The sequence below is a fragment of the Bacillus salacetis genome (assembly GCF_049177075.1).
Taxonomy (GTDB): Bacteria; Bacillota; Bacilli; order Bacillales; family Bacillaceae_B; genus Rossellomorea; species Rossellomorea salacetis_A.
The window spans coordinates 1,129,507-1,150,934 of record NZ_CP185377.1 but is presented as its reverse complement, the minus strand read 5'-3'; the positions used below and the strand labels follow the sequence as shown (position 1 = coordinate 1,150,934).

Annotated in this window: 20 protein-coding genes and 1 pseudogene; 3 read left to right on the top strand and 18 right to left on the bottom strand. The window is 42.9% G+C overall.

All coding sequences use genetic code 11. The features are described 5' to 3' along the window. Positions 1–103: 103 nt before the first annotated feature. Positions 104–283, top strand: a complete 180-nt coding sequence (locus ACOJQI_RS05820; RefSeq protein WP_421384069.1) for a hypothetical protein — start codon at positions 104–106, stop codon at positions 281–283. Positions 284–980: 697 nt separating this feature from the next. Here the strand turns inward: ACOJQI_RS05820 and ACOJQI_RS05815 are convergent. The 3 genes and pseudogenes from ACOJQI_RS05815 to ACOJQI_RS05805 all read right to left on the bottom strand — a co-directional run. After that, a pseudogene (locus ACOJQI_RS05815) lies at positions 981–1,061 on the bottom strand (YjcZ family sporulation protein); the annotation flags it as partial. A 74-nt stretch (positions 1,062–1,135) separates the two neighbouring features. Beyond that, the gene (locus tag ACOJQI_RS05810; protein ID WP_044022974.1) at positions 1,136–1,225 is read right to left on the bottom strand and encodes a YjcZ family sporulation protein; all 90 of its coding nucleotides are present in this window, start codon (positions 1,223–1,225) and stop codon (positions 1,136–1,138) included. Between the two features lie 88 nt (positions 1,226–1,313). Next, positions 1,314–1,400 (bottom strand): YjcZ family sporulation protein, encoded by an 87-nt coding sequence (locus tag ACOJQI_RS05805; RefSeq protein ID WP_044022975.1) that lies wholly within the window; start codon positions 1,398–1,400, stop codon positions 1,314–1,316. 192 nt (positions 1,401–1,592) lie between these two features. Here ACOJQI_RS05805 and ACOJQI_RS05800 point away from each other — a divergent pair, with 192 nt between their 5' ends. Next, positions 1,593–2,573: a peptidylprolyl isomerase gene (locus tag ACOJQI_RS05800; RefSeq protein WP_421384068.1), complete on the top strand. Its 981-nt coding sequence runs from the start codon at positions 1,593–1,595 to the stop codon at positions 2,571–2,573. 53 nt (positions 2,574–2,626) lie between these two features. Here ACOJQI_RS05800 and ACOJQI_RS05795 read toward each other — a convergent pair whose 3' ends face one another. The 9 genes from ACOJQI_RS05795 to ACOJQI_RS05755 form a co-directional block, all read right to left on the bottom strand. Continuing rightward, positions 2,627–2,806 carry a sporulation YhaL family protein gene (locus tag ACOJQI_RS05795; protein WP_421384067.1) on the bottom strand — a complete coding sequence of 60 codons (180 nt, stop codon included), beginning with the start codon at positions 2,804–2,806 and terminating at the stop codon, positions 2,627–2,629. Positions 2,807–3,118: 312 nt separating this feature from the next. After that, positions 3,119–4,060: a 3'-5' exoribonuclease YhaM gene (gene yhaM / locus ACOJQI_RS05790; protein ID WP_421384066.1), complete on the bottom strand. Its 942-nt coding sequence runs from the start codon at positions 4,058–4,060 to the stop codon at positions 3,119–3,121. A gap of 151 nt (positions 4,061–4,211) precedes the next feature. After that, entirely contained in the window at positions 4,212–7,196 is a 2,985-nt protein-coding gene (locus ACOJQI_RS05785; protein WP_421384065.1) for an AAA family ATPase, read from the bottom strand. Between the two features lie 22 nt (positions 7,197–7,218). Beyond that, the gene (locus ACOJQI_RS05780; protein ID WP_421384064.1) at positions 7,219–8,451 is read right to left on the bottom strand and encodes a metallophosphoesterase family protein; all 1,233 of its coding nucleotides are present in this window, start codon (positions 8,449–8,451) and stop codon (positions 7,219–7,221) included. Between the two features lie 569 nt (positions 8,452–9,020). Then, the gene (locus ACOJQI_RS05775; RefSeq protein WP_421385400.1) at positions 9,021–10,391 is read right to left on the bottom strand and encodes an NAD(FAD)-utilizing dehydrogenase; all 1,371 of its coding nucleotides are present in this window, start codon (positions 10,389–10,391) and stop codon (positions 9,021–9,023) included. Between the two features lie 93 nt (positions 10,392–10,484). Next, positions 10,485–10,982, bottom strand: a complete 498-nt coding sequence (locus ACOJQI_RS05770; protein WP_421384063.1) for a GNAT family N-acetyltransferase — start codon at positions 10,980–10,982, stop codon at positions 10,485–10,487. Continuing rightward, on the bottom strand, positions 10,966–11,517 hold the full coding sequence (locus ACOJQI_RS05765; protein ID WP_421384062.1) for a topology modulation protein: 552 nt from the start codon (positions 11,515–11,517) through the stop codon (positions 10,966–10,968). The genes ACOJQI_RS05770 and ACOJQI_RS05765 overlap by 17 nt, the downstream gene beginning before the upstream one ends. A 153-nt stretch (positions 11,518–11,670) precedes the next feature. After that, a complete protein-coding gene (locus ACOJQI_RS05760) occupies positions 11,671–12,921 on the bottom strand; it encodes an ABC transporter permease (RefSeq protein ID WP_421384061.1) in 1,251 nt (416 codons plus the stop codon). Then, positions 12,914–13,813: an ABC transporter ATP-binding protein gene (locus ACOJQI_RS05755; RefSeq protein WP_421384060.1), complete on the bottom strand. Its 900-nt coding sequence runs from the start codon at positions 13,811–13,813 to the stop codon at positions 12,914–12,916. The genes ACOJQI_RS05760 and ACOJQI_RS05755 overlap by 8 nt, the downstream gene beginning before the upstream one ends. 198 nt (positions 13,814–14,011) lie before the next feature. Between ACOJQI_RS05755 and ACOJQI_RS05750 the strand changes: the two genes are divergently transcribed. Beyond that, a complete protein-coding gene (locus tag ACOJQI_RS05750) occupies positions 14,012–14,197 on the top strand; it encodes a YhzD family protein (RefSeq protein ID WP_421384059.1) in 186 nt (61 codons plus the stop codon). Between the two features lie 35 nt (positions 14,198–14,232). On the opposite strand, the gene ACOJQI_RS05745 is transcribed toward ACOJQI_RS05750, so the two are convergent. The 6 genes from ACOJQI_RS05745 to ACOJQI_RS05720 form a co-directional block, all read right to left on the bottom strand. Then, on the bottom strand, positions 14,233–15,027 hold the full coding sequence (locus ACOJQI_RS05745; RefSeq protein WP_421384058.1) for an enoyl-CoA hydratase: 795 nt from the start codon (positions 15,025–15,027) through the stop codon (positions 14,233–14,235). A gap of 155 nt (positions 15,028–15,182) precedes the next feature. Beyond that, complete coding sequence (locus ACOJQI_RS05740; protein WP_421384057.1) at positions 15,183–16,796, bottom strand: long-chain fatty acid--CoA ligase; 1,614 nt, start codon at positions 16,794–16,796, stop codon at positions 15,183–15,185. Positions 16,797–16,993: 197 nt separating this feature from the next. Beyond that, complete coding sequence (locus tag ACOJQI_RS05735) at positions 16,994–18,487, bottom strand: coproporphyrinogen III oxidase (protein WP_421384056.1); 1,494 nt, start codon at positions 18,485–18,487, stop codon at positions 16,994–16,996. Between the two features lie 223 nt (positions 18,488–18,710). Beyond that, entirely contained in the window at positions 18,711–19,577 is an 867-nt protein-coding gene (locus ACOJQI_RS05730; protein WP_421384055.1) for a Cof-type HAD-IIB family hydrolase, read from the bottom strand. Between the two features lie 200 nt (positions 19,578–19,777). Further along, entirely contained in the window at positions 19,778–20,131 is a 354-nt protein-coding gene (locus tag ACOJQI_RS05725; protein ID WP_421384054.1) for a YlbF family regulator, read from the bottom strand. A gap of 92 nt (positions 20,132–20,223) precedes the next feature. After that, positions 20,224–21,360 (bottom strand): DUF445 domain-containing protein, encoded by a 1,137-nt coding sequence (locus ACOJQI_RS05720; protein WP_421384053.1) that lies wholly within the window; start codon positions 21,358–21,360, stop codon positions 20,224–20,226. Positions 21,361–21,428: the final 68 nt, after the last annotated feature.

Below are 21,428 nucleotides of genomic sequence, written 5' to 3'. Positions count from 1 at the left end.
TCTATCTATAAATGCCTCTTCTTCATTTCCGGAACTTCATTCTACCAATTCCAAGGATATTTTGGTATCGTATAGCATATAGGAGATATAGGGAGGGGATAAAATGATCTCCATTTTTATCATTTTTTCAGTATTTATCCTTTATTTTATAAACCAAATGACAAACGCACTTTGTCTGCAAAAAGAAATACCTGAAGAAAGACAGCCAAAAGTCTTCAGAACCATCAACATACTCATAACCATACTATTGATCTCATCATACATAGAAATATTGTATGCTTAAAAGAAAAGCGGAAGCGCCTTGCTCAGGGGCGACAAGCGCTGGAGCGAAAAATAGAGGAAGCCTGCACTCGGGCTTCCTCTATTTTTTGTGAAGCGACTCGAGGCCCTAGGCGCTGCAGCTGGACAGCGTTAGAAGTGGAGCCGGCTCTTTCAGCTCCGACATGCGCTAGTGCAAAAAACAGTGGAGGTTGGAACTTTAACCTCTGCTGTTTTTTGTCTAGCGACACGAGGAGCTAGCCGGCGGAACTGGACAGCGAAAAGCGGAAGGCGCTCGTCAGACCCGACAAGCGCTGGAGTGAAAAAGGAAGGAAGCCTGCACTTTGGCTTCCTTCCTTTTTTGCGAAGCGACTCGAGGGTCTAGCGCCTGGAGCTGGACAGCGAAAAGCGGAAGCGCCTTGCTCAGGGGCGACAAGCGCTGGAGCGAAAAATAGAGGAAGCCTGCACTCGGGCTTCCTCTATTTTTTGTGAAGCGACTCGAGCCCCTAGGCGCTGCAGCTGGACAGCGTTGGAAGTGGAGCCGGCTTTTTGCTCCTCCATTTCCTTGTAGAACCTCTCTATATACACTTTCCCCTGCTGTTTCACTCCTTCATGTCCTATAGAACCCCAAGTACTTTAAATTCTTTTTAGACACCAAACAATACAAAAACGGACTGCTCCGGGAGCAGTCCGTTTCCTGCATCTATTTTATGCGCTTGGGTTTAAATCCAAGCAGCACCGATGATAATCAACAAAATAAACAATACAACGACTAAAGCGAATCCTCCACCATAACCGTATCCACCAGACATACACGCTTCCTCCTTTCTTAATTGGCGCATAAGGCAGTTACTGCCTTATGCTGCCTGAGGTTAAATTATAGCCAAGCCGCACCTACGATGATTAACAAGATGAACAATACTACGATCAACGCGAATCCTCCGCCATATCCGTATGAGCCACCCATAACTTTCCACCTCCTTTAGAAGCGCTACTTTATCCTATTCAAATCATGTTTTTTTGTTTAGGCGTATTACATGGTTCCTAAGAAAAACTTAGCAAATGTAGGCTGCACCTACGATAATTAGTAAAATGAACAGCACCACGATCAGTGCAAATCCTGATTGATATCCGTAGCCCATGTTTATTACCTCCTTTTCTCTAGTCAAGATTATCTTATGTATAAAGAACTAATGTGGGTGTTATATACGCCCATTTTTTAGAAATCACTCCATTAAAATGTTTATTTTCCTGTAGAGTTTATGATATAGTATGATTTGTAGTTTTTAGACAAACCTTATTGACAATATAAACAATTAGGAGATGTTAGACCTATGAAGAAATGGATTTTGACAATGTCTTTAGCCGCTGGCGTAATTGGCCTTTCTGCATGCAGCAATGCTGACGAAAACGGTGGAAACAGTGAAGTTGTGGTGGAGACGAAAGCAGGAGATGTAACAAAAGAAGAACTTTATACATCAATGAAAGAAAAATTCACTCCTCAAATGGAACAAGCTCTGCAGGAACTTGTACTTACAAAAGTTCTTGGCGATAAATATGAAGTGACTGAAGAAGAAGTTGACGAAAAGCTTAACGAAGCGAAGGATCAGCTCGGACCTCAGTTTGACATGTTCTTGTCTCAATACAATCTTAACGAAGATTCTTTCCGTGAGTATTTAAAACTTCAGCTTCTTCAAGAAAAAGCGGCAACTGCTGATATTGAAGTATCTGAAGATGAACTGAAAGAATACTACGATAACTGGAAGCCTGAAATCGAGGTGCGCCATATCCTTGTAGATGATAAAGCAACCGCTAAAGAAGTTAAGCAAAAGCTTGCTGACGGTGCTAAATTTGAAGATTTAGCCAAGGAATACTCCAATGACCCTGGTTCTGCTGAAAACGGCGGAAGCTTAGGATGGGTTGATTATGAGGGCAGACAGAATTTTGTACCTGAGTTCTCAGAGGCTTTGGACAAGCTTGAAACTGGCAAAGTCAGTGACCCTGTTAAAACTCAGTACGGTTTCCATATCATCGAGGTAACCGATAAGAAAGAGAAAAAATCGTTCGATGAAATGAAAGATGAACTTGAAAAGTCACTGAAATTATCAAAAGTGACTCCTGAAAAAATCCAGCAGGCAATGAAAGAGGTTATTGAAGACGCAGGGTTGGAGATCAAGGACGAAGATCTTGAAAACAGCTTTGAGCAAATCTTGAATCCTCCTGAAGCACCAGCAGTGCCGGAAGAAGGCGAAACACCGGCTCCTTCTGAAGATGCGCCAGCTGATGATGAATCAGCTGAAACAACAGAAGAATAAAAACTAAGGGAAGCACCATAACAGTGCTTCCCTTTTTTATGTTATGTCCTGAATCAGGCAGATGGCTGTCTTCTTCTTTCCTTTTCGTCTTCCATCCGTTTGATATAGACTTCCCCTTCCTGTTCGATCCACTCATTTTCCACTTCTCTATCTTCTTTAGCTGATTTCATGGCCATGTAAGCACTGACGAATATACCTGCTACAATGAAATACACCCAAATTGGCAAAGTCATAATTTGATCCCCTCCACTGTTTGTCCTGCTAATGTAAAATATATGCCTGTCCATAAAAAAAATGACTTAAAATAGTGATTTCCGCTCCAGGTGCACGACTCCGCGGGGCGGGCGGTGAGCCTCCTCAGCTGCGCCTGCGGGGTCTCACCTGTCCCGCTAGTCCCGCAGGAGGTCGTACACCTTCCACTACAATCACACCGGTTATAAACTATAATTAGAGTTTTTAATAACTGAGCTGATAAGAAGCCTATTTTTTTAAAAAGAACCTAAATAAAAACCTAAATGACTTTCGATTGAAAGTCATTTAGGTTTTTACTTATGGAATGTCGGTTTGTAGAACGAGCGGTTATCAAGGGCAAATACTCTTTCGGTGTATTCTCCCGGCTTTGTTTTTTCCAGCACCTTATCCAGCATATTCATTTTTGCATCGATGTTATCGATGTAGTGAAGTATCTCAGCCTCTCTGATCATCGGGGGTTTAGGGCTTCCCCACTCTGCTTTGCCATGATGGGAGAGAACAAGATGCTGCAGGATCATGATTTCTTCCCCTTTTATCCCGAGTTCCTCAGCAGCCTTACCGATCTCATTTACCATAATTGAAATATGACCCAGCAGGTTTCCTTCAACTGTATAGGACGTTGAAGTGGCACCTGACAGCTCAAACACTTTCCCCAAGTCATGAAGGATGACACCCGCATACAGAAGGTCTGTATCAAGGGATGGATAGAGTGATGCTATGGATTTAGAGAGATCCAGCATCGAAACAACATGATAGGCCAATCCTGAAACAAATTCATGATGATTTTTGGTGGCGGCTGGATATTCCAGAAATGGCTTTTGATATTTTTTTATAAGGTGGCGGGTGATCCGCTGGATGTTCGGATTTTTCATTTCAAAGATATATTGAGTGATTTTGCTGGTCATTTCATCAATACTCAAAGGTGCAGTTTGAAGGAAATCGCTTAATTCCAAACCGTCACCCGGGGCACTTGGTTTGATCTGCCTGATTCTAAGCTGGTTCTTCCCTCTGTAGCTTTGAACATCTCCGGAAACCCTCACAATCGTTTCCGGCTGGTAATTTTTTTCGTCCTGCTCACTGGCATCCCAGAGCTTTGCTTCGATATCTCCGCTTTTATCCTGCAGGATCAAAGTTAAAAATGGTTTGCCTGTATTTGTGGTTCCTTTTGTTGTCTGTTTAATCAGCATGAATAAATCCACTGATGAGCCGACATCATATTGAGCAATCCCTGGCATTCTGTTACTCCTCCCATTTCTATTGTTTCTGCTAGTATATCATATTCCAATTCCCATATTGATAGGAAAGGACTTCTAGTAGTTTGCTTGATTAAATTGAAGCCTGACAAAAAACAGACAAGTACAACTCGCTTGTCTGCTCTTCTAAAAATTACTGATACCCTCCGGCTGCAGTCAAGGAATCCGCTTGTTGTTCACCTAAATGGATGATCCCCCCGCCATTTACCTTATTCAAAATATGGGGGTGACAAGTGAACAACAAAACCTGGGTTTCCTCTTTCAACATTTCCAGCAGTTTCAACACAGCTTCTGTCCTCTTCTCATCAAAATTCACAAACCCATCGTCAATGATGACCGGCATTGAATAGACATCCTTTAAAATACTTACCAAGGCAAACCTCAAGGCAATGTACACCTGTTCTTTTGTCCCCTGGCTGAGCTCATCCGGGGTAAAGGCCATTCCATCTTTCCTAATAACACTAAAATGATCTTCCTGCTGGGTTCGGATTTTTTTGTATTCTCCATTCGTCAGCAGTTCTAAGTGACTTTCAGCTGTTTGAATTACCCTTGGGAGCTTTTCCTTTTTGTAGTCCTCAATGGTCCTCTTCAGAGCTCCGCGAGCCAGTGAATACTTCAGCCACTCCCTGGATAAGTCATTCAAAGCAGCTTTCTGCTCATGAAATTTGTAAAGAAGCCTTGTATAAGATTCCCCTTCTTCCAGCACTGAAATCTCATAGACAGTCTCTGCAAGGCTTTCATTCTCTTTATAGATGTTTTCGTTTATGCCAGCAAGCGATTCTTCCAGATTGGCTTTTTCTGTTTTAATATCAAGATGTTTTTCTTTCGAGACTTTGAAAGCCTCAATTAACTTTCCGCCCAGGCGGTTATAAAGGATCCGCTCCTGTTGCTCCAACGAACTTTTTTCATTCACGATTGCAGCCTTCTGCCGGAACTCTTCCTCTGTTCCTGCACGGGCGGCTGCAAAGAGGTTTTTCTTTTCCCTCATTATTGTCTCTAATTGGGCGTGAATAAGTTCATGCTCTGTTTTCAATTCAGCCTGCTGCTTTTTCAGCTGGTCATATGTCAAGCTTTTCCTTTCATTTGTGACAAGGATATCTTTGATTCTGATCAAGGTCTCTTCTACTGTGGTATGGTTAATCGGAAGCCCCTCAAGAGCATTTTCCAATTCCTTTTTATAATTTGTTGTTTTCTCCAGACAGGTGCGGTGAATTTCTGCTCTCTGCTGCTTTTCTTTTAAAACACTCACTAGTTCCTTGAGTTTCTCAAAAGCTTCGCCAAGCAGCTTCCAATGCATATCTGAAGGCAGTCTCAATTCACCGGCAAGTCTGTAAAACTCCTTTTGAAGTTCCCCTTCCTGAAGGGCTAGATTCCGTTCTTCCTCCTGAAACTTATGAAGGGTATGCTGATGGTTTTCCAGTTTGAGGATCCAGTGTTTCCAAGATTCCCTTAGTTCTGTTTGTTCTTTCAATAAAGCCAGGTTCTTGCCTTTATCGTTACTTTCCTGGGCGTTCATTTTCTCCTGAAGGGTTTCAGCTTTGTTTTTCATCTCTTTCCAGTATCGGTCCTCACCTTGGTTGTCCCGGAAGTAAATTAGAAAGAGGGATACAGCCAGTATGGCAGCTAATGTTCCTCCTGCCTGCAGCAAAGAACCTGTAATGAACCAAATCAGCAGAGCTGTAACTGCCGAAAACAGTACACCGATAATGACAAATCCACCTTTTTTACTCTTACCGCTGTTTCTGTCCTTACGTTCTCTTAACTGTTCTTGAACAAGATCATATTGAATTTTTAGAGTTTCCGACTCATGACTATCCCTGACTTTTTTCTGCAGCTCTTGAAACTTTGATTCCTCCAACAGCTTGTCTTCAAGTTCGGTACAGCGTTCCTCAAGGTACTTTAGCTGATTTTCTTCAGCTTGGATGCTATCCTTTAATGATTCTTTTTTCAGCTGAAGCTTGTAAAGGGATTCTTCTGTATTCTTAACCCGGTCTTTCATGACCATGTCCAGTTGGACATCTGTGATGGACTCTGCTTCTTCAATATTCAATTCCTGCATCAATTGCCCGATTTTTGCATTATACTGGACAATGGTACGTTCATGGTCCTCCGCCTGATCCTGCCATCTTGCAAACAGCTCACGCCTTTCAAGGAGACTGGACAGCAGGGAAGCCCTGTCTGCAATCATCTTATCAGGCTTCGTTTTTTCTATTTCCTTTTCCAGTTCCGAGACACGGGATTCAGTGACTTCAAGGGCCGATTGCTGTTGAGCCAGCTGATGCTGCCACTTTTCAAGACGCTGAAGGCCGTCCACTGGAAAAGATGTAACAGTCTCTAATTCCTTTAATCTTTCTCTTATATCCTGGTGCTCATGAAGATCCTGCCACGACTTCTCCAATGCCTCAGCCTGCTTTATCTCTTCTTCTATCATTTCCTTGTTTTCTTTAAATTCAGCCAGCCTCTCTCTGGATTTCTCTTTTCTTTGAAGCAGAGCTGTGAAGGTCTCATTCTTTTCTTTCGCTTTCTTTAACTGTAATTCCGTTTCCCTCAGTTCCTTCAAGGACTGATTGATTTCCGGTTTCTTCCCTGATTTTTTAAATAGCCGGTCTAGTTCCTTTTGCCATTGATCTTCAAGCTTAAAGATAGCGTCTGTTCCCGTCATTCCTGAACTGAAAAGATACCGGTTGATTTCTGCTTCTTTCAATCTTGAAATCTCCTGCAGTCCATGAATGTTAAAGGAATAGACTCCCTGGAAAGCGGCTTTGTCTATACCGTTCAATTCCTTCTTCAACTCTTCTTCGCCGCCAATAGTGCCGTCTTCATAAAATACTTTCACATCGCCTGAAGCTTTTCCCTTCACACGTTCAACTATGATGGCAGTACCATCTTCTCTCGCAAGCGACAGTTTCCCCCCGTATTTCGCATGAGTTTTCGGTTCGTATCTTTGTTCAGATTGAAGCTTTGTGGGGAAACCGAACAATACGCCATGGATGAACGCCATGATGGTTGATTTCCCAGCTTCGTTTTCTCCATAAAACACTGAAAAGCTACGCAGATCGTTAAGTTGCAGATTCTCTAATTTCCCATATCCATAGATATGTATATCAGTGATTTTCACTGGATTACACCTCCTTTATTCCCTAAGTTCCTTTGATTGAAAAAGATGCAGCCAGCATGGATAAGACGGACTGTTTCACTTCTTCCTTCTCTGTTTTATCAAGAGCATCAATATAGCGGTGTGCCTGAGGGTGATGGAATAGATCAGAGGAAACATCATCCCACTCCTGCTCGTCCCAACTTTGGACTGCATGAATCATATCGTTCAGAAATGTCTCCTGTCCTTCAATATAGGCAAGCTTATTGCTTTCTTGGACTCTTAATGAATGGACCCAGACAAAATTCTCCTGGTGTTCCTCTCCGTCCTGAAAAGCCTCAAGGACTTCTCCATTCTTAATCTTGTTCAGAATGTCAGCTCCTGTTTCCTCTGTATCCAAAAATTCTATCTCCAAGAGGGTACCTCCTTCTTTCCTGTATAGTTCAATTTCAGCTCTGCATACATCAAATATCTGGCTGAGTTTGTTTATACCTTTTAAGGAAATTGAAGTCTTCTCCCAGAGGATTTCCTGCGTTTCTATAAAGTCGAGCTGTGTTTCTTCATCCGTTACCGTCACGGCATAGCAGCCCTTTGCACCAGTTTCCTTCCGATGTCTTCCCTGTATATTTCCAGGGTACACAATAGGTGGAAGCGCCGATAATTCCTGGCGTACATGGATATGCCCCAGTGCCCAATAGTGATAATTTTTTTCTTTCAATTCCTTAAGGGTGAATGGAGCATAAGGCTCATGGGCAGTTGTCTCCCCTGCCTCACTTCCATGAAGAAGACCAATATGAATGCCTCCACCTTTTGCTGCAACAGGATAACCGGCTATCTTTCGATCAAGCACGTGGCGTGTATCATAACTGAATCCGTACAGATGAACCTGTGTTCCTTCAGAAGTTTCATGGATCATTTCCTCTACTTCACTGTCGAAGACCTTTACATTATCCGGCATATCTAAATGAGACCAATTGCTGCCGAGATAATCATGATTCCCGTGAATAAGATAGACGTTGATATCTGCTTGCTGCAAGCGCTCAAACTGTTTTTTCAGCCTTGCTTGGGCGCGGATGCTCCTATCTGCTTCATCATACAAGTCACCTGCCATTAAAACGAAATCAACGTTCAACTTGATAGCTGAATCCACTATTCTTTCCAAAGACCGAAAAGTACTGTTCCATACTTTTTGAAACAACTCTTCGGGAAGGTGCATCAATCCTTTAAAAGGACTGTCCAAATGCAGATCGGCCGTATGTATAAACTTAACTTTCCCCATCAAATGATCCCTTCTTCCATAGATACGAATACACGTTCTCTTATTCTTTCATTATAGACTACTTTTCAGGAAAAAATAAGGATTCGGCTTTAAATTGTCAATTAAAACTCTTACTTAAATGTTGTGATTTTAGAGGGGATTATTGATTTCCACTACAGGTGCGCGACTCCGCGGGGCGTGCGGTGAGCCTCCTCGGCTTCGCCTGACTAAAAAGCGCAAGCGGCCGCTCAGCGCCGTACAGATTGGAGGGCTCCCGCATGAGATAAAGGAATCACGAAGAGCTTTAGCGATTCGATGATGACTTATCGCAAGGAGGGAGACCGAAATCTGCTAGGCGCTGGCCGCTGGAGCTGGATTGCGGGGTCTCACCTGTCACGCTACTCCCGCAGGAGGTCACGCACCTTCCGTTCCAATCAATACATACTAGTCATTTGCCGTTTTTATATAGGAACAATACTCCTTTTTTAAAAAATACAATCAAAAAAAGAAGCCCCATATATCCGGGCTTCAAAGTAATTATATTCACCACAAATCCCCATTTATTTTTTGTCAAAATGACAATTCAGCCTTTATCGAACAGAATGTTCAGCTTTAGAGAATCTCCCGGCAAGGTGTTTGCCCAGCCAGATTCCGCTTGCTGCTGCCTGTGAGAGGGAATGAGTTTCCCCGGAGCAATCACCTATCAAAAACAAATTAGGGACTTCCGTTTCAAAGTAAGGAGTGGTAAAGATCTTCGGTTCATAAAACTTTGCATCAATACCGTACAGCAGTGTATCATCATGAATTTCTTCACCAAGGAGTCCCTCCAAGGCAGATAACATCTCCTGTGCTGCCCGGATATATAATGCAGGGACCTCTTCATTGATATTGCCGCAATCTGCTTCCAATGTTGGAACAATTACGTTACTGCCAAGGTACTCTGTTTCTCTATCAAATTTCAGGTCTCCCAGCCTTTGCACGACGATTCGGTCTGACCCTCTGTTAATCTTTTCAATGACCGACCGCGCAAACTCTTGTGCCTCTTCATAAGATGAAAAGTAGCGCGGAACAAATAATGTGAAATTAAGATTTGAACTTGGCATATCCCGCTCTTTAGCATTCTGGCCATCAGGCATGACAAGGCCATGCTGATGTTTCCGGATAATCCTTCCTTCCGGATTCATGCAGTAAGTAGTCGCAGTATATGAATCTCCCAGATATGTAAGTTTTGTTTCAAATGTATCTTTGAGGATTGCCTTTAGCTGTCCTCCTTTCATCTCGATGCGAAGACCCAGGTCCAGCCTTGTTTCCGCAGGTGAAAGTCCCAGTGATTCTGTCTGCTTTTTCAGCCATTTGCTGCCGCTCATTCCTGTGGCTAATACAAGTTCCTTTGTGTGAAACTCCTTATCCTCCGCACGTAAAAGGAAATTCCCGCCTGTCTTTGTTATCGAATCAATCAGTGTTTCAAAAGTGAATGTAACTTTTTCTTTTTTCAAGAATTCATACATCTCCTGAAAAACTTTCTTGGCCAGCCTGGTTCCGAGATGACGCACTTCAGTAGAGAGAACCCTGAAAGAATGTTCCCGTGCCCTTTCAGCCAGCTCCTTGTTCTCTGTGTTGTATGTCTGGACCGCATCCCCTCCAAATGCACAAAGAATGGTGTCTACCTCTTTCATCAGGCAGCTCGCCTTGCTTTCACCAATTTTTCTGCCAAGTTCACCGCCAAAATCATTTGTATAATTGAATTTTCCTTCGGATTTGCCAAGTCCTGCAAACCCGATATACTTGCTGCAGGTCCCCTCACAGGTGCACTCGCCGCCCGTTTCCAGCCCGCAAATCCTTTCCTCCAGCCTTTTTCCAAGATCAATGATATGTATGTTGAGATCCCTGTTTTCTTTGATTAACTGATAGGCTGTGAAAACACCGCTTACGCCTGCTCCAACAATCGTGACATCATACAGGCACTCTTTCATCAGTCTCACTCCTTTTCAATCTGTTACTGATCCACGTTCCGCGTTGTCATTTGCTTTGCTGCTTAGAATTTGCACCTTAGGTCAGCGGCTCCATACATAACACAAAAATGTCTCTCCTGAATGCGGGTCTTCTTCTGAATTAATAAAAAGAAAGCCGTTTCTCAGCAGCACTTTTTGTGAAGGGATGTTATTGACAGTCGTTTTCGCCTGAATTTCCTTCACATGATATTTTTCACTATCTCTAAGCAAAAGATTAACTGATCTTTCCGCAATTCCCCGACCTGTAAATGCTTCTCCAACCCGGTATCCAATATGGCCAGTCCCGGTTCCCTTATCTATATCCACCAAATTTAACCTTCCCAGGATTTCCCCGGACTTGTCCTTGATCAGGAAAAAGAAAGAAAGCTCAAGGCGCTGTTCATCCAGAAGGGCTTGATGTCTTTCCAGGAAGGTATGATAACGATAATAATCATCTCCGCGTCCCGGTACCATTATTTCAAAGAATGACCTGTTTTCACATTCAAATGCATATAATTTTTCCGCATCTTCCTGTACAAGTTGTTCAAGATACAACTCCATTTACATTAACTCCCTCTCTTTCAAGCCTCTCCAAAAATACGGCTATTTCCTGCCTGTTTTTCAGTTTGAACACCCTCTTTTCTGCACCCAGTGACTGAAAGCGCGCCATCCGTTCTTCCATCTTCCCTTTCCGGGAACGATACGTTGTCACTATGAACTTCAAAAAGGCCCAATCCATTTTTTCTTCGCAGCCTTCTCCCATGTCCGGCCTGGTTTTGCCTAAATTGGTAAGCCACCTTTTTAGTACTCTATACAAACAGACATAAAGGGGGAGCTCCAAATAAATGATTGTATCCGCAAACTCAAAACGCAGATCAAAGGTACTGCTGTAGTTGCCTTCCATGATCCATTGAGGTTTCTGAACGATCTCCTTCTGAGGAGCAGAAAACTCCTCGAAAGTTGCCTCCACCCATCCGGGCTTCCAATACAAGGAATCAAGATGGGTAACTTCTATCCCAAGGATTTCCCCAAGCCTCCTGGCAAAGGTTGATTTCCCGACTCCCGCTGATATACCCACTACCATTATCCGTTCCATTTTACTCCTCATTTCACTTACTAAAATTTAGCTGGCAAACAAATAATTGCATCTTCTAAAACTTCTCCTTTCGACAGCGAAATACCTCCTTGTTTCCCTCTCACTATCACAAAAAAGCAGCCTCCCCTCAATAGGGAAACTGCTTTATTAATATTAATTCTTCTTTGTCAATTCAATCGCTTTTTTGATATCTTTAAACGAATTGGACTTTCCATACATCAATACCCCTCCGCGGTAAATCCGTGCACCGAACCAGCCAAGGAGGAGAATGGAAAGCAATAGAACTGCAATACCGAGAATCGGTTCCCAGGCAGCAATATTGAGCATTCCCACCCGCAGAAACATAACCATCGGCGTAAAGAAAGGAATGTACGAAGATGCAGTAACGAAGCCAGCTTCAGGACTGCCCAATCCATACATGGCAATAAAGAACCCTATCATGATCAGAAATGTCATTGGCATGACCATCTGCTGGACATCTTCTATCCTGCTGACGAGCGAGCCAAGCAGTGCCGCTAATGTGGCATACAGGAAATACCCCAGCAGGAAGAATACTATGGCGTAAATGATGATACCCGAAGGAATATCAGCGAAGCCGAAGAACTCCATGATTCCTCCCATTTGAGCATCCCCTTTGCTGCTCAGGGCAAAGTATCCGACAGCAAGCAATACCGTCAGTTGAGTAAGGCCGACAAGACCGATACCGATAATTTTTGCAAACATCTGCTTCACTGGGGACACGCTTGAAATCAAGATTTCCATTACGCGCGAAGATTTCTCTGTGGCCACTTCCATCGCAATCATGTTTGCATAGACTATGACCGAAAAGTAGATGAAGAATAGCAAAATGTATACGATGCCCCTTGCCTGGTTCAATTCTTCTTCTGACTTAGCACCTTCCACAAGCGCTTCTCTTTCAAATGAAACCGGTGAACTTAATGAAGCAAGTTCTGACGGAGATAATTCTAAATTTTCAGCTGCTGCAGCTGATTTAATCCCCTGCAAGGCAGACTGCAAATCATTGGCGACATCAGATTCTGCAATAGATTCGGCTTTATAGACCCCTTGTGGCAGCCCGTTCTCATCTTCTGAAAGAATCAGGTAGCCATTGTAGGTGCCCTCTTCTACGCTTTCCTTCAAACTGTCTTCGCTTTCACTGGTTTTTTCCAACTCCAAATCTTCATTCAAAGAGCCCGCTTGGGCGGCAAATTGTTCATACAGGACACCAGTCTGGTCGACCACAGCCACTGTATCCTGTTCATCCCCGCTGAAACTCTCGATGATATCCTGTAAATTCACCAGTAACAATATCCCCGCAGCCACTATGAGAGTCGTAATGATAAAGGACTTCGCCTTTAATTTGTTCAGGTAGGACTGTCCCAGGATCAGGAAGAAATTATTCATATGAAGTCCCCACTTTCTCTATGAAAATATCATTCAATGACGGTTCTTCCAATTCAAACTTCCGTACAAAGCCTTTTTTCACAACTTCATGGAAAACATCCTGGGCAATCTCTTCAGACTCAACCTGAAGTTGTATTCCTTCTGTCGTCTTCTTCGACTTTGTCACTCCCCGGACTGTTTGGAGAAAGTTTAAATCATAGTCAGCATGTATCGTAACGTTCTTTTTCCCAAAGGAACGTTTGATTTCTTTCAATCCCCCATGGACGACAGGTGTCCCCTTATGCATAATGCACAGGTTTTCACAGAGCTCCTCTACATGCTCCATCCTGTGGCTGGAAAACACAATCGTTGTACCGCTCTCCTTGATTTCAGCCACTGCATCCTTCAGCAATTCCACATTTACAGGGTCCAATCCGCTGAAAGGCTCATCAAGGATTAGAAGTTTTGGCTTATGAATGATGGACGCTATCAACTGGATTTTTTGCTGATTTCCTTTTGATAACTCCTCGACTTTCTTGGTTTTGTATTCAGGTACATTAAACCGTTCAAGCCAGTACTCCAGTTCTTTATCAGCTTCGTTTTTATCCATGCCCCTTAATCTGGCAAGGTAAATGATCTGGTCATTGACTTTCATTTTTGGGTACAAGCCCCGTTCCTCTGGCAGATAACCGATTTCCGGGCTTGTGGAATAATCAATCTTTTTACCATTCCACGTTATCGTGCCGCCGCTTGGATCAAGCAGGCCAAGTATCATTCTGAAGGTTGTTGTCTTTCCGGCCCCGTTCCCTCCTAAGAAACCAAACATTTCTTTTTCCGGGATGCTGATTGATAAATTGTCCACCGCAGTGAAGTTTCCGAACCGTTTTGTTACATTGTTCAGTGACAGTGCCATGCATTTTCCTCCCCTTTTCTCCCTGTTCATTCCCTCTATAAAAATATTTCCATACTCCTATACGATTATATAGCAGCAAAGTTTCCTTTTTCGTTAAAAAAGAAACTTTTTCCGGGCAGGAAAAAACTTTATTAATTTCAGAAATTATGCAAGAATAATAGTAACAATCAGAATTTTTCAAAAGGGGATAGGAAACTGATGAAAGTTTACAAATTAACAGTTTATGAACAAACAGGGGAAAATATTTTAGAAGATTCATTTGAAGCTTCTTCAGATGATGAAGCAAAAGAAATCGGGAAGAGAATTTTAGAAGAAAAAGGATACGAAGATCACACACACCGTTGTGCTTCTCCACTGGGGAAATTGGTATTGTTTCACCCCTAAAGCAAACCGGGATGACTGCAGTCATCCCGGTTTTATTATTGGCCTTTAAATTGAGGCGCACGTTTTTCTACAAAAGCTCTTATGCCCTCCTGGTGGTCATGAGTCTGGCGCATTTTCCACTGCCCTTCTTTTTCCAGCTGCAAGGTCTTTTCCAAGCGATCCTTATTCAGCTCGGCATAAATGGATTTGGACTCTACGATGGACATTAAAGGCTTTTGCAGGCATTCTGTAATGTATTTTTCTATCGCCCTGTCCAGTTTACCTGATGGAATCGCTTCATCGACAAGCTTCTTCATCAAGGCTTCCTGTCCTTCTATCACTTTTCCTGTCCACATCAGCTTTTTCGCCCTTCCAGAACCAAGGCGTTCCTGCAGGAAAAAGTGACCTCCTCCATCAGGTATCAATCCAATGCCGATAAAATTCATCGCCAGCTTGCTGTCTTCTTCACAAATGATATAGTCGGTTGCCAAAGCAAGACTTAATCCCAATCCGGCTGCAGCTCCATGGATTCCAGTAATGGTCAGCTTTTTCATTGTATACAAGGTCATTGAGAGATCACTGATCACTTCCATAATCTCTGAGAACTCCGCTTCCCCCCCCAGGTTCAGCATCTCCTTGATATCTCCTCCAGAAGAGAAGCCTTTTCCCTCACCTTTTAACACAACAATCAGGATTTCTTCATCCTTCTCAATTTCTTTCAAGCAGTTTAACAGCTCTCTCATCATTTTCGTGTTCATCGAATTCAAGGATTGAGGACGATTTAAAGTGACTGTGGCTGTTTTCCCTTTTTTTTCAATCTTAATGGTTTCATAAAGTGCATTAACATTCATGAGATACACCCCTTATGTAGTAACGTTCCTAATTTTTAAAATATTCTATTAATAATTATATAACAATTTATCGTAAAAGAGTATCCAGAGATATCCCCTGTCAATACTAAATAGAAGAAAGCCGGATCATTCCCGGCTTTCAACATTCTTCTAATCTACTGGCCGACCCTTTCCTTCACTTGGTCCCGGAGTGCCCGCTTGAGAAATTTACCTACTGAAGTTTTTGGTATTTCCTCGAAAAATAAAATTTCGTCCGGAAGCCACCACTTGGCAAATTGCGGTTTAAGAAAATCATAGATTTCTTCTTTTGTTGTGTTCTGATGGTCGCCATCCTTTAATACGACACAGGCAACAGGACGTTCCTGCCATTCCGGATGGGGTACAGCCACCACTGCCGCTTCGAATATACTTTCATGTGCCATCAAAGCATTTTCCAAGTCTACCGACGAAATCCACTCACCGCCCGATTTTACCAAGTCCTTTGTTCGGTCAACAATTTTCACAAATCCTTCCTCATCGACTGTTACAACATCGCCTGTATAAAGCCATCCATCACGGAAGGCATCGACTGTCCGTTCATCCTTATAGTATTCGGAAGCAATCCATGGACCCCTTAAAGTCAATTCGCCCATTTCTTTTCCATCCCAGGCAACCTCTCCATCCTTACCAATGATTTTCATCTCCAGCCCAGGTACGAGGATTCCCTGTTTCGCTTTGACATTGTATTTCTCTTCTTTACCCCAATCCTCCATATAGCTTTTTTCACCGGTGACTGTGGCAAGAGGACTTGTTTCTGTCATTCCATAAGCATGCATGAAAGGAATTCCATGCTTTTCCTCAAAGGCTTTTATCATGCCAAGCGGCGCTGCTGATCCCCCGCAAAGAATCGATCTGACACTGGATAGGTCATATTCATTTTCATCCAGTTCTTTTAACAGGCCGAGCCAGATAGTGGGAACTCCCGCAGTAATAGTTACTTTCTCTTCCTGCATCAACTCTGCCAGCAGTTTAGGGGTGAAATATGGACCTGGAAGAACTTGAGAAGTTCCAAACCATGTTGCCGCAAACGGAAGCCCCCAGGCATTCACATGGAACATCGGAACGACCGGCAGGGCAATATCCTTTTCTGAAACCCCTGTAGTGTCAGCAAGTCCAAGCGCCATACTGTGAAGCACTATACCTCTGTGAGAGTAAACAACTCCTTTGGGATTTCCAGTCGTGGCACTGGTATAGCACATTCCGGCAGGTGCATTTTCATCCAAATCATCACGGAAAGGATGTTCTGGATTGCCTTCAGCCAGAAGCTCTTCATAATGATATACTGGCGAAAGTGTCGTTTCAGGCAGGGTTTCGTCATCCGTCATAATGACAAAAGCTTCCACTGTTTTCAACTGGTCCTTCACCTTTTCAATCAACGGCAGGATATCAGAATCAATCAGAAGGACTTTGTCCTCAGCGTGATTGATTATGTAAATAATATGTTGAGGGGCCAGCCTGATATTGATTGTATGCAGCACGGCACCGCTGCAAGGAATTGCAAAATAGGCCTCCAAATGCCTATGATGGTTCCAGGCCAGGGTCCCGACTTTATCTCCTTCCTTCACACCCAGCTTTTCGAGGGCGCTTGCAAGCCTTCTTGTCCGGGATGCCATTTCTTTATAAGTAAATCTGCTGATACCGCCCTCCGTCCTTGATACAATCTCTTTCTTCGGATAATATTTTTCAGCACGTTCAATCATTTGTGTAAGCAGCAAAGGAGTATTCATCATTTGACATCTCTCCCAACTTTTTGAAATCGCTTTCAATTCACTTCACTAGAATATATGCTTTGTCTTACTATTCTCATTCGCTATTTAAATGAGAAACCCTTTTTAGTTGAGTGAATTTTCTAAATTTTTATATCAAGTGAACGATGAAGAGTTAGGCTAAAAATGAAAACGGTCCTCATTACGAGGACCGTTTTGAATTATTTTAGAAGCTCGCCCAAAATCTGCAGCTTCTTTTCTGTATAGTTTTTGAAGCCTTCATTATAGGCTTTTGGTTCTTTAGGGTTGGCAAAATGAGTGATCTTACCTGTTTCAGGATCGATGAATTTACTTGCAGCACCACACCCGATCCCTATGATTGTCTGCATCTCTTCCATGATCATGATGTTATAAATACTGTCTTGTTCAGGAAGTGCATAACCTACATTTTCAAGATTGCCAAGGATGTTTTTCTGGCGGTACAGATAGTATGGGGCATAGTTATGCTCTTCGGTCCATTTATCTGCCAATGCCATCATTCTTTCAATCTCTTCCCTGTCTGCCACTTTATACTTTTCTTTATTTCTTGTCATTTCTGACGCTCTTTTAAATGATAAGGTGTGGACAGTCAATGATTCAGGCATCAATTTTTCGGTTTCATTCAGTGAATTAGTGAATTCCTCTACCCCTTCTCCAGGCAGTCCGATAATGAGGTCCATGTTAATATTCTTCATGCCCATTTCCCTGGCAAGATGGAACTTTTCAATGGTCTCTTCCACTGAATGATGCCTTCCGATCGCCTTCAGTGTTTCATTTGTGTAAGATTGCGGGTTGATGGAAATGCGGTCAATGTTCCATTTATTCAGAACATCTAATTTTTCCGGTGTAATTGTATCCGGACGTCCTGCTTCCACCGTCACTTCCCGTACTTTATCTACACCAGGGAATGAGCGGTACATTTCTTCATACAACAGATCCATTTGTTCAGCTGTAATGGACGTAGGTGTTCCGCCTCCATAATAAATCGTGGTTATTTTAACTCCATTTTCCTTCAGCCAGCGTCCTGTTTCCTGAATTTCATAATGAAGGCCGGAAAGGAAGGAATCGACTCTGCCCTGCTTTCCTAAGATTGCATAAGCCGGGAATGTACAGTAAGCACATTTGGTTGGACAGAACGGGATCCCGATGTAGATGCTCACTTCTTTCTGTAGGGAATACAAATCAGGAATCACCGATAATTGACGGTCTACGATCCGTTCCATCAGTTCGATTTTCTCATCGGTTATCAGATAATCCTCTTTCAGCTTGCGGCGGATTTCTTCCCTTGGCACACCTTCTCTAACACTTTTATGAAAAAGTTTAGTCGGACGGATTCCCGTAAGGATTCCCCAAGGCTGAATGATGCCGGTATAGTCCTGCAATACGTTTAAATAGACATGGGAGAGAGCATTTTTGAAACTGCGAAACTCCTCTTTATCTGTTTGCTCCCTTTGCACTTCCTTTTTATAGTGCGAAGAATGGCTTCGTTCTTTGGATTCAAGGGTTGCTTGTGCCTTCACATGTCCATGATCTTTGCTCAACTGAAACTCTATATGGAGATCCCCCTTGGTTTCTTCGTAAGGGGCGATCTTGGGTTCTTCAAAAAATAGATTGGCGATAAGCTGCAACGGACGATTGAAACGTTCATCACTCAAACCGCTGAATGTAATGTTCAATGAAATCACCTTTCAAAATCGATTTTCAACTTGTTTAAGTGTACAGAAGGAAGGGGGAATGGTCAATACTAAAGCGGAAGTGGTGCTTTTGGTAGTCCATAGAGGGCTAGCGACCGGCATCATTTTTAAAAAAAAATGCTGCTACCTGTCGCCCCTTCAAATAGAAGTAATTTTCACAGCAAAACAAAAAAACTGACCATGCCAAGGCCAGTTTCTCTAGAATCTATGATTTTATCACATTCATTTTCTTTAAGAATTCAATCGGCTGCTGCTTCCGGAAGAGTTCCTTTACTGCATAGGCAACTCCGTTCTGCTTGTCGGTGCGGGTAATCCAGTCCGCAGCATTTTTGACTTCCTGGGGAGCGTTACCCATTGCAATACCGAGCCCGCAGCAATCCAGGAGATCCCGGTCATCATGATTGGAACCTACCATGACAACCTGTTCTCGGGTGATACCCGCTCTTTCACATACGTACAGAAGGCCCCTCAGTTTAGATACCCCTCTTTTGACGATATCCATTCTGTTATTTCCTGTGATGATGCAGTCCACTTCATGATACATGCCTTTGATCGCCTTCATGGCATCGTGGAGATCTGACTGAGAATTGAATTTCGCTTCTATTTTCAGTGCAGAAGAAGGATCCTCAAACAGGTATTCACTCAGAGAATCTGTATAGTGGGTACTGTAAATAAAGCTTGATTCCCTGTTAAATAAGACTTTTTCCCGCAGTGAACCTGACAGTTTCACTCTGTTCATGACCGCCATCTTATCCTGTACCACTCTCAGCTGGCAATCGAGCTCTTCAAGGAATTTCACCAATTCATAGGCAATATCTTCATGGATTTTATTGACGTACAGCGGTTTATCCAGTTGAGTACCGATATATGCCCCTTGATGGGTTACCAGGGGATTATCAATTTTCAAAGCTTTGGCAACTCTTTTGGCAGAAGGAAATGTCCTCCCTGAAATGAGAGTTACATAGATGCCCTTGCTTTGGACATAATCTATTGCTTCTTTCGTTTCTTTGTTTAAACGGCCATTGTTTAGAAGAGTACCGTCGATATTCATTGCTAACATACGATAAATCATGGATGCGCCCTCCTCGATTGTTGTCTATTTTCACCCTGTGGGAATATATAGATTGGGAGCGGAATGTTGCCATGTCCACTCTGGTCCTTTGTATACTGATATGTTCTTGTCTAGGAGAATATGACAAGTTTTGGAGGGCCTTAAAAGACAAAAAAACTGCCCCAAAGCTTATTAAAGCTGTGGGGCAGTTTCAACTGCTATTACTTCTGCATGGAACCGTATAGGTCTTCTAGTGGTTTCATGATGACTTTATTTAATTCGTTGATCAGCATGCTCATTCTTTGTTCCGCTTCCATCAGCTGGGAAATCTTTTCGTGCTGCTGAACAAGCATTGCCGTTTTTTGCGCATGTTCCACTTCTTCTTGTGTAAGTTCCTGACCGTTCATTTGTTTTTGCTGAAGATTCATTTGGATGTTGCGGAAGTTTTCGAACATTTTGTTAGCCTGCTCGTCATTGTTCACTTCATCATACATCTTCTTCAAATTGTTGAATTCGTCACTTTTTCTAAGTGCACTTTCCAGTTCATTTGCGTAATCGTATAAGTTTACTGCCAAAATAAATACCTCCTAAGATTCTCTAGCCAATCCCCTACCACTATAACAAAAGTGGAAGAAGATTGCGAGGATACCCGTTTTCAGTATTATATCTATGCAATAAACAGTACAATAGCACCCTGGATCAAGCCGATGAGTCCGCCCAGTAATGCACCGAGGTACGTAATCATTTTCAGTTCTTTTGAGGTGATCCCGAGGACAAGGTCTTCCAACCGCTGCACGGAAAAGGTTTCGACCTGTTCCCTGACCACTTCCTGAAGATGAAGTTTTTCCATAATGACCTCGATTTTTTGCGAGACGGCCATTACACTCATTTCAAATACATGGGGTACAATGATGTCTGTAATTCTCTGTTTGAAAGGAGCTAAAATGTCCTTCAGATCCATAGACATCAGCTTGTCCACCGAAACCACTTCAATAATGGAACTCTTCAGGGATGGCAGGACATCTTCATCCTGTACATTTTTCAAGACTTCTTCCCACTTTGATTCTTTCAGCTTCTCCCATTCTTTTCTAAGTAAGTTCCGAAGGATTTCTTTTGTTCCGTCGTGTTTAATGAATTTGATGATTTCCGGCTGGATTTTTTCCGATACGGAAGAATTCCCGAGGAACATCCCCAGCATATTTCCGAGCATCCCTCTTCCTTCAAGAAAGTCGTCGATCATGATCTTTACTTTGCGCTTGCCTTCCGGGCTGTTGAAGTAGGCCTCCCCTTTGCCGGCAATGAAATCAGCTGCCATTGGGATGGCATCCTCAATTTTTTCCTGCCAGTGAAGCGGCACGGTGGACTCTATCGTTCTTGAGCGATATCGTTCTTTGAAGCTGTAATATTTCTGGTCAATCCAATTTTCCATACCTTTTTCGATGACTTCTGTTGTTAAGGGGATGCGTAATTTCTCAAGCCATGCTTCAATGCTTTCATCAGACTCGATGACCGGCTCCACGCTTTCCCCTATCCATTTCACGATATCTGTCTTGAACTGGCTGTTCGTTAATTTTTTTTGAATGCTCTCAGGAGTGATCAAGTGATGCACGACCATATCCCCGAGCTGCACGGCCATTTCACTTCTTCTTTTCGGTATCAAGCCCGGTGTGAACGGGACTCTCCACTTTCCTATATAAACAGGTTTATAAGGCCTGAACAGCATCTTGATGGCAAGGGAGTTGGTCATCCCGCCGATTGCCGCACCAATCACGACCATTATGATAAAGGTAATAAGAATATCCATTATTTCATCCTTCCTTCAGGCTTGCTCGATAATTGAGATATTTAAATTTGTCCCTGAACATTTTCAAT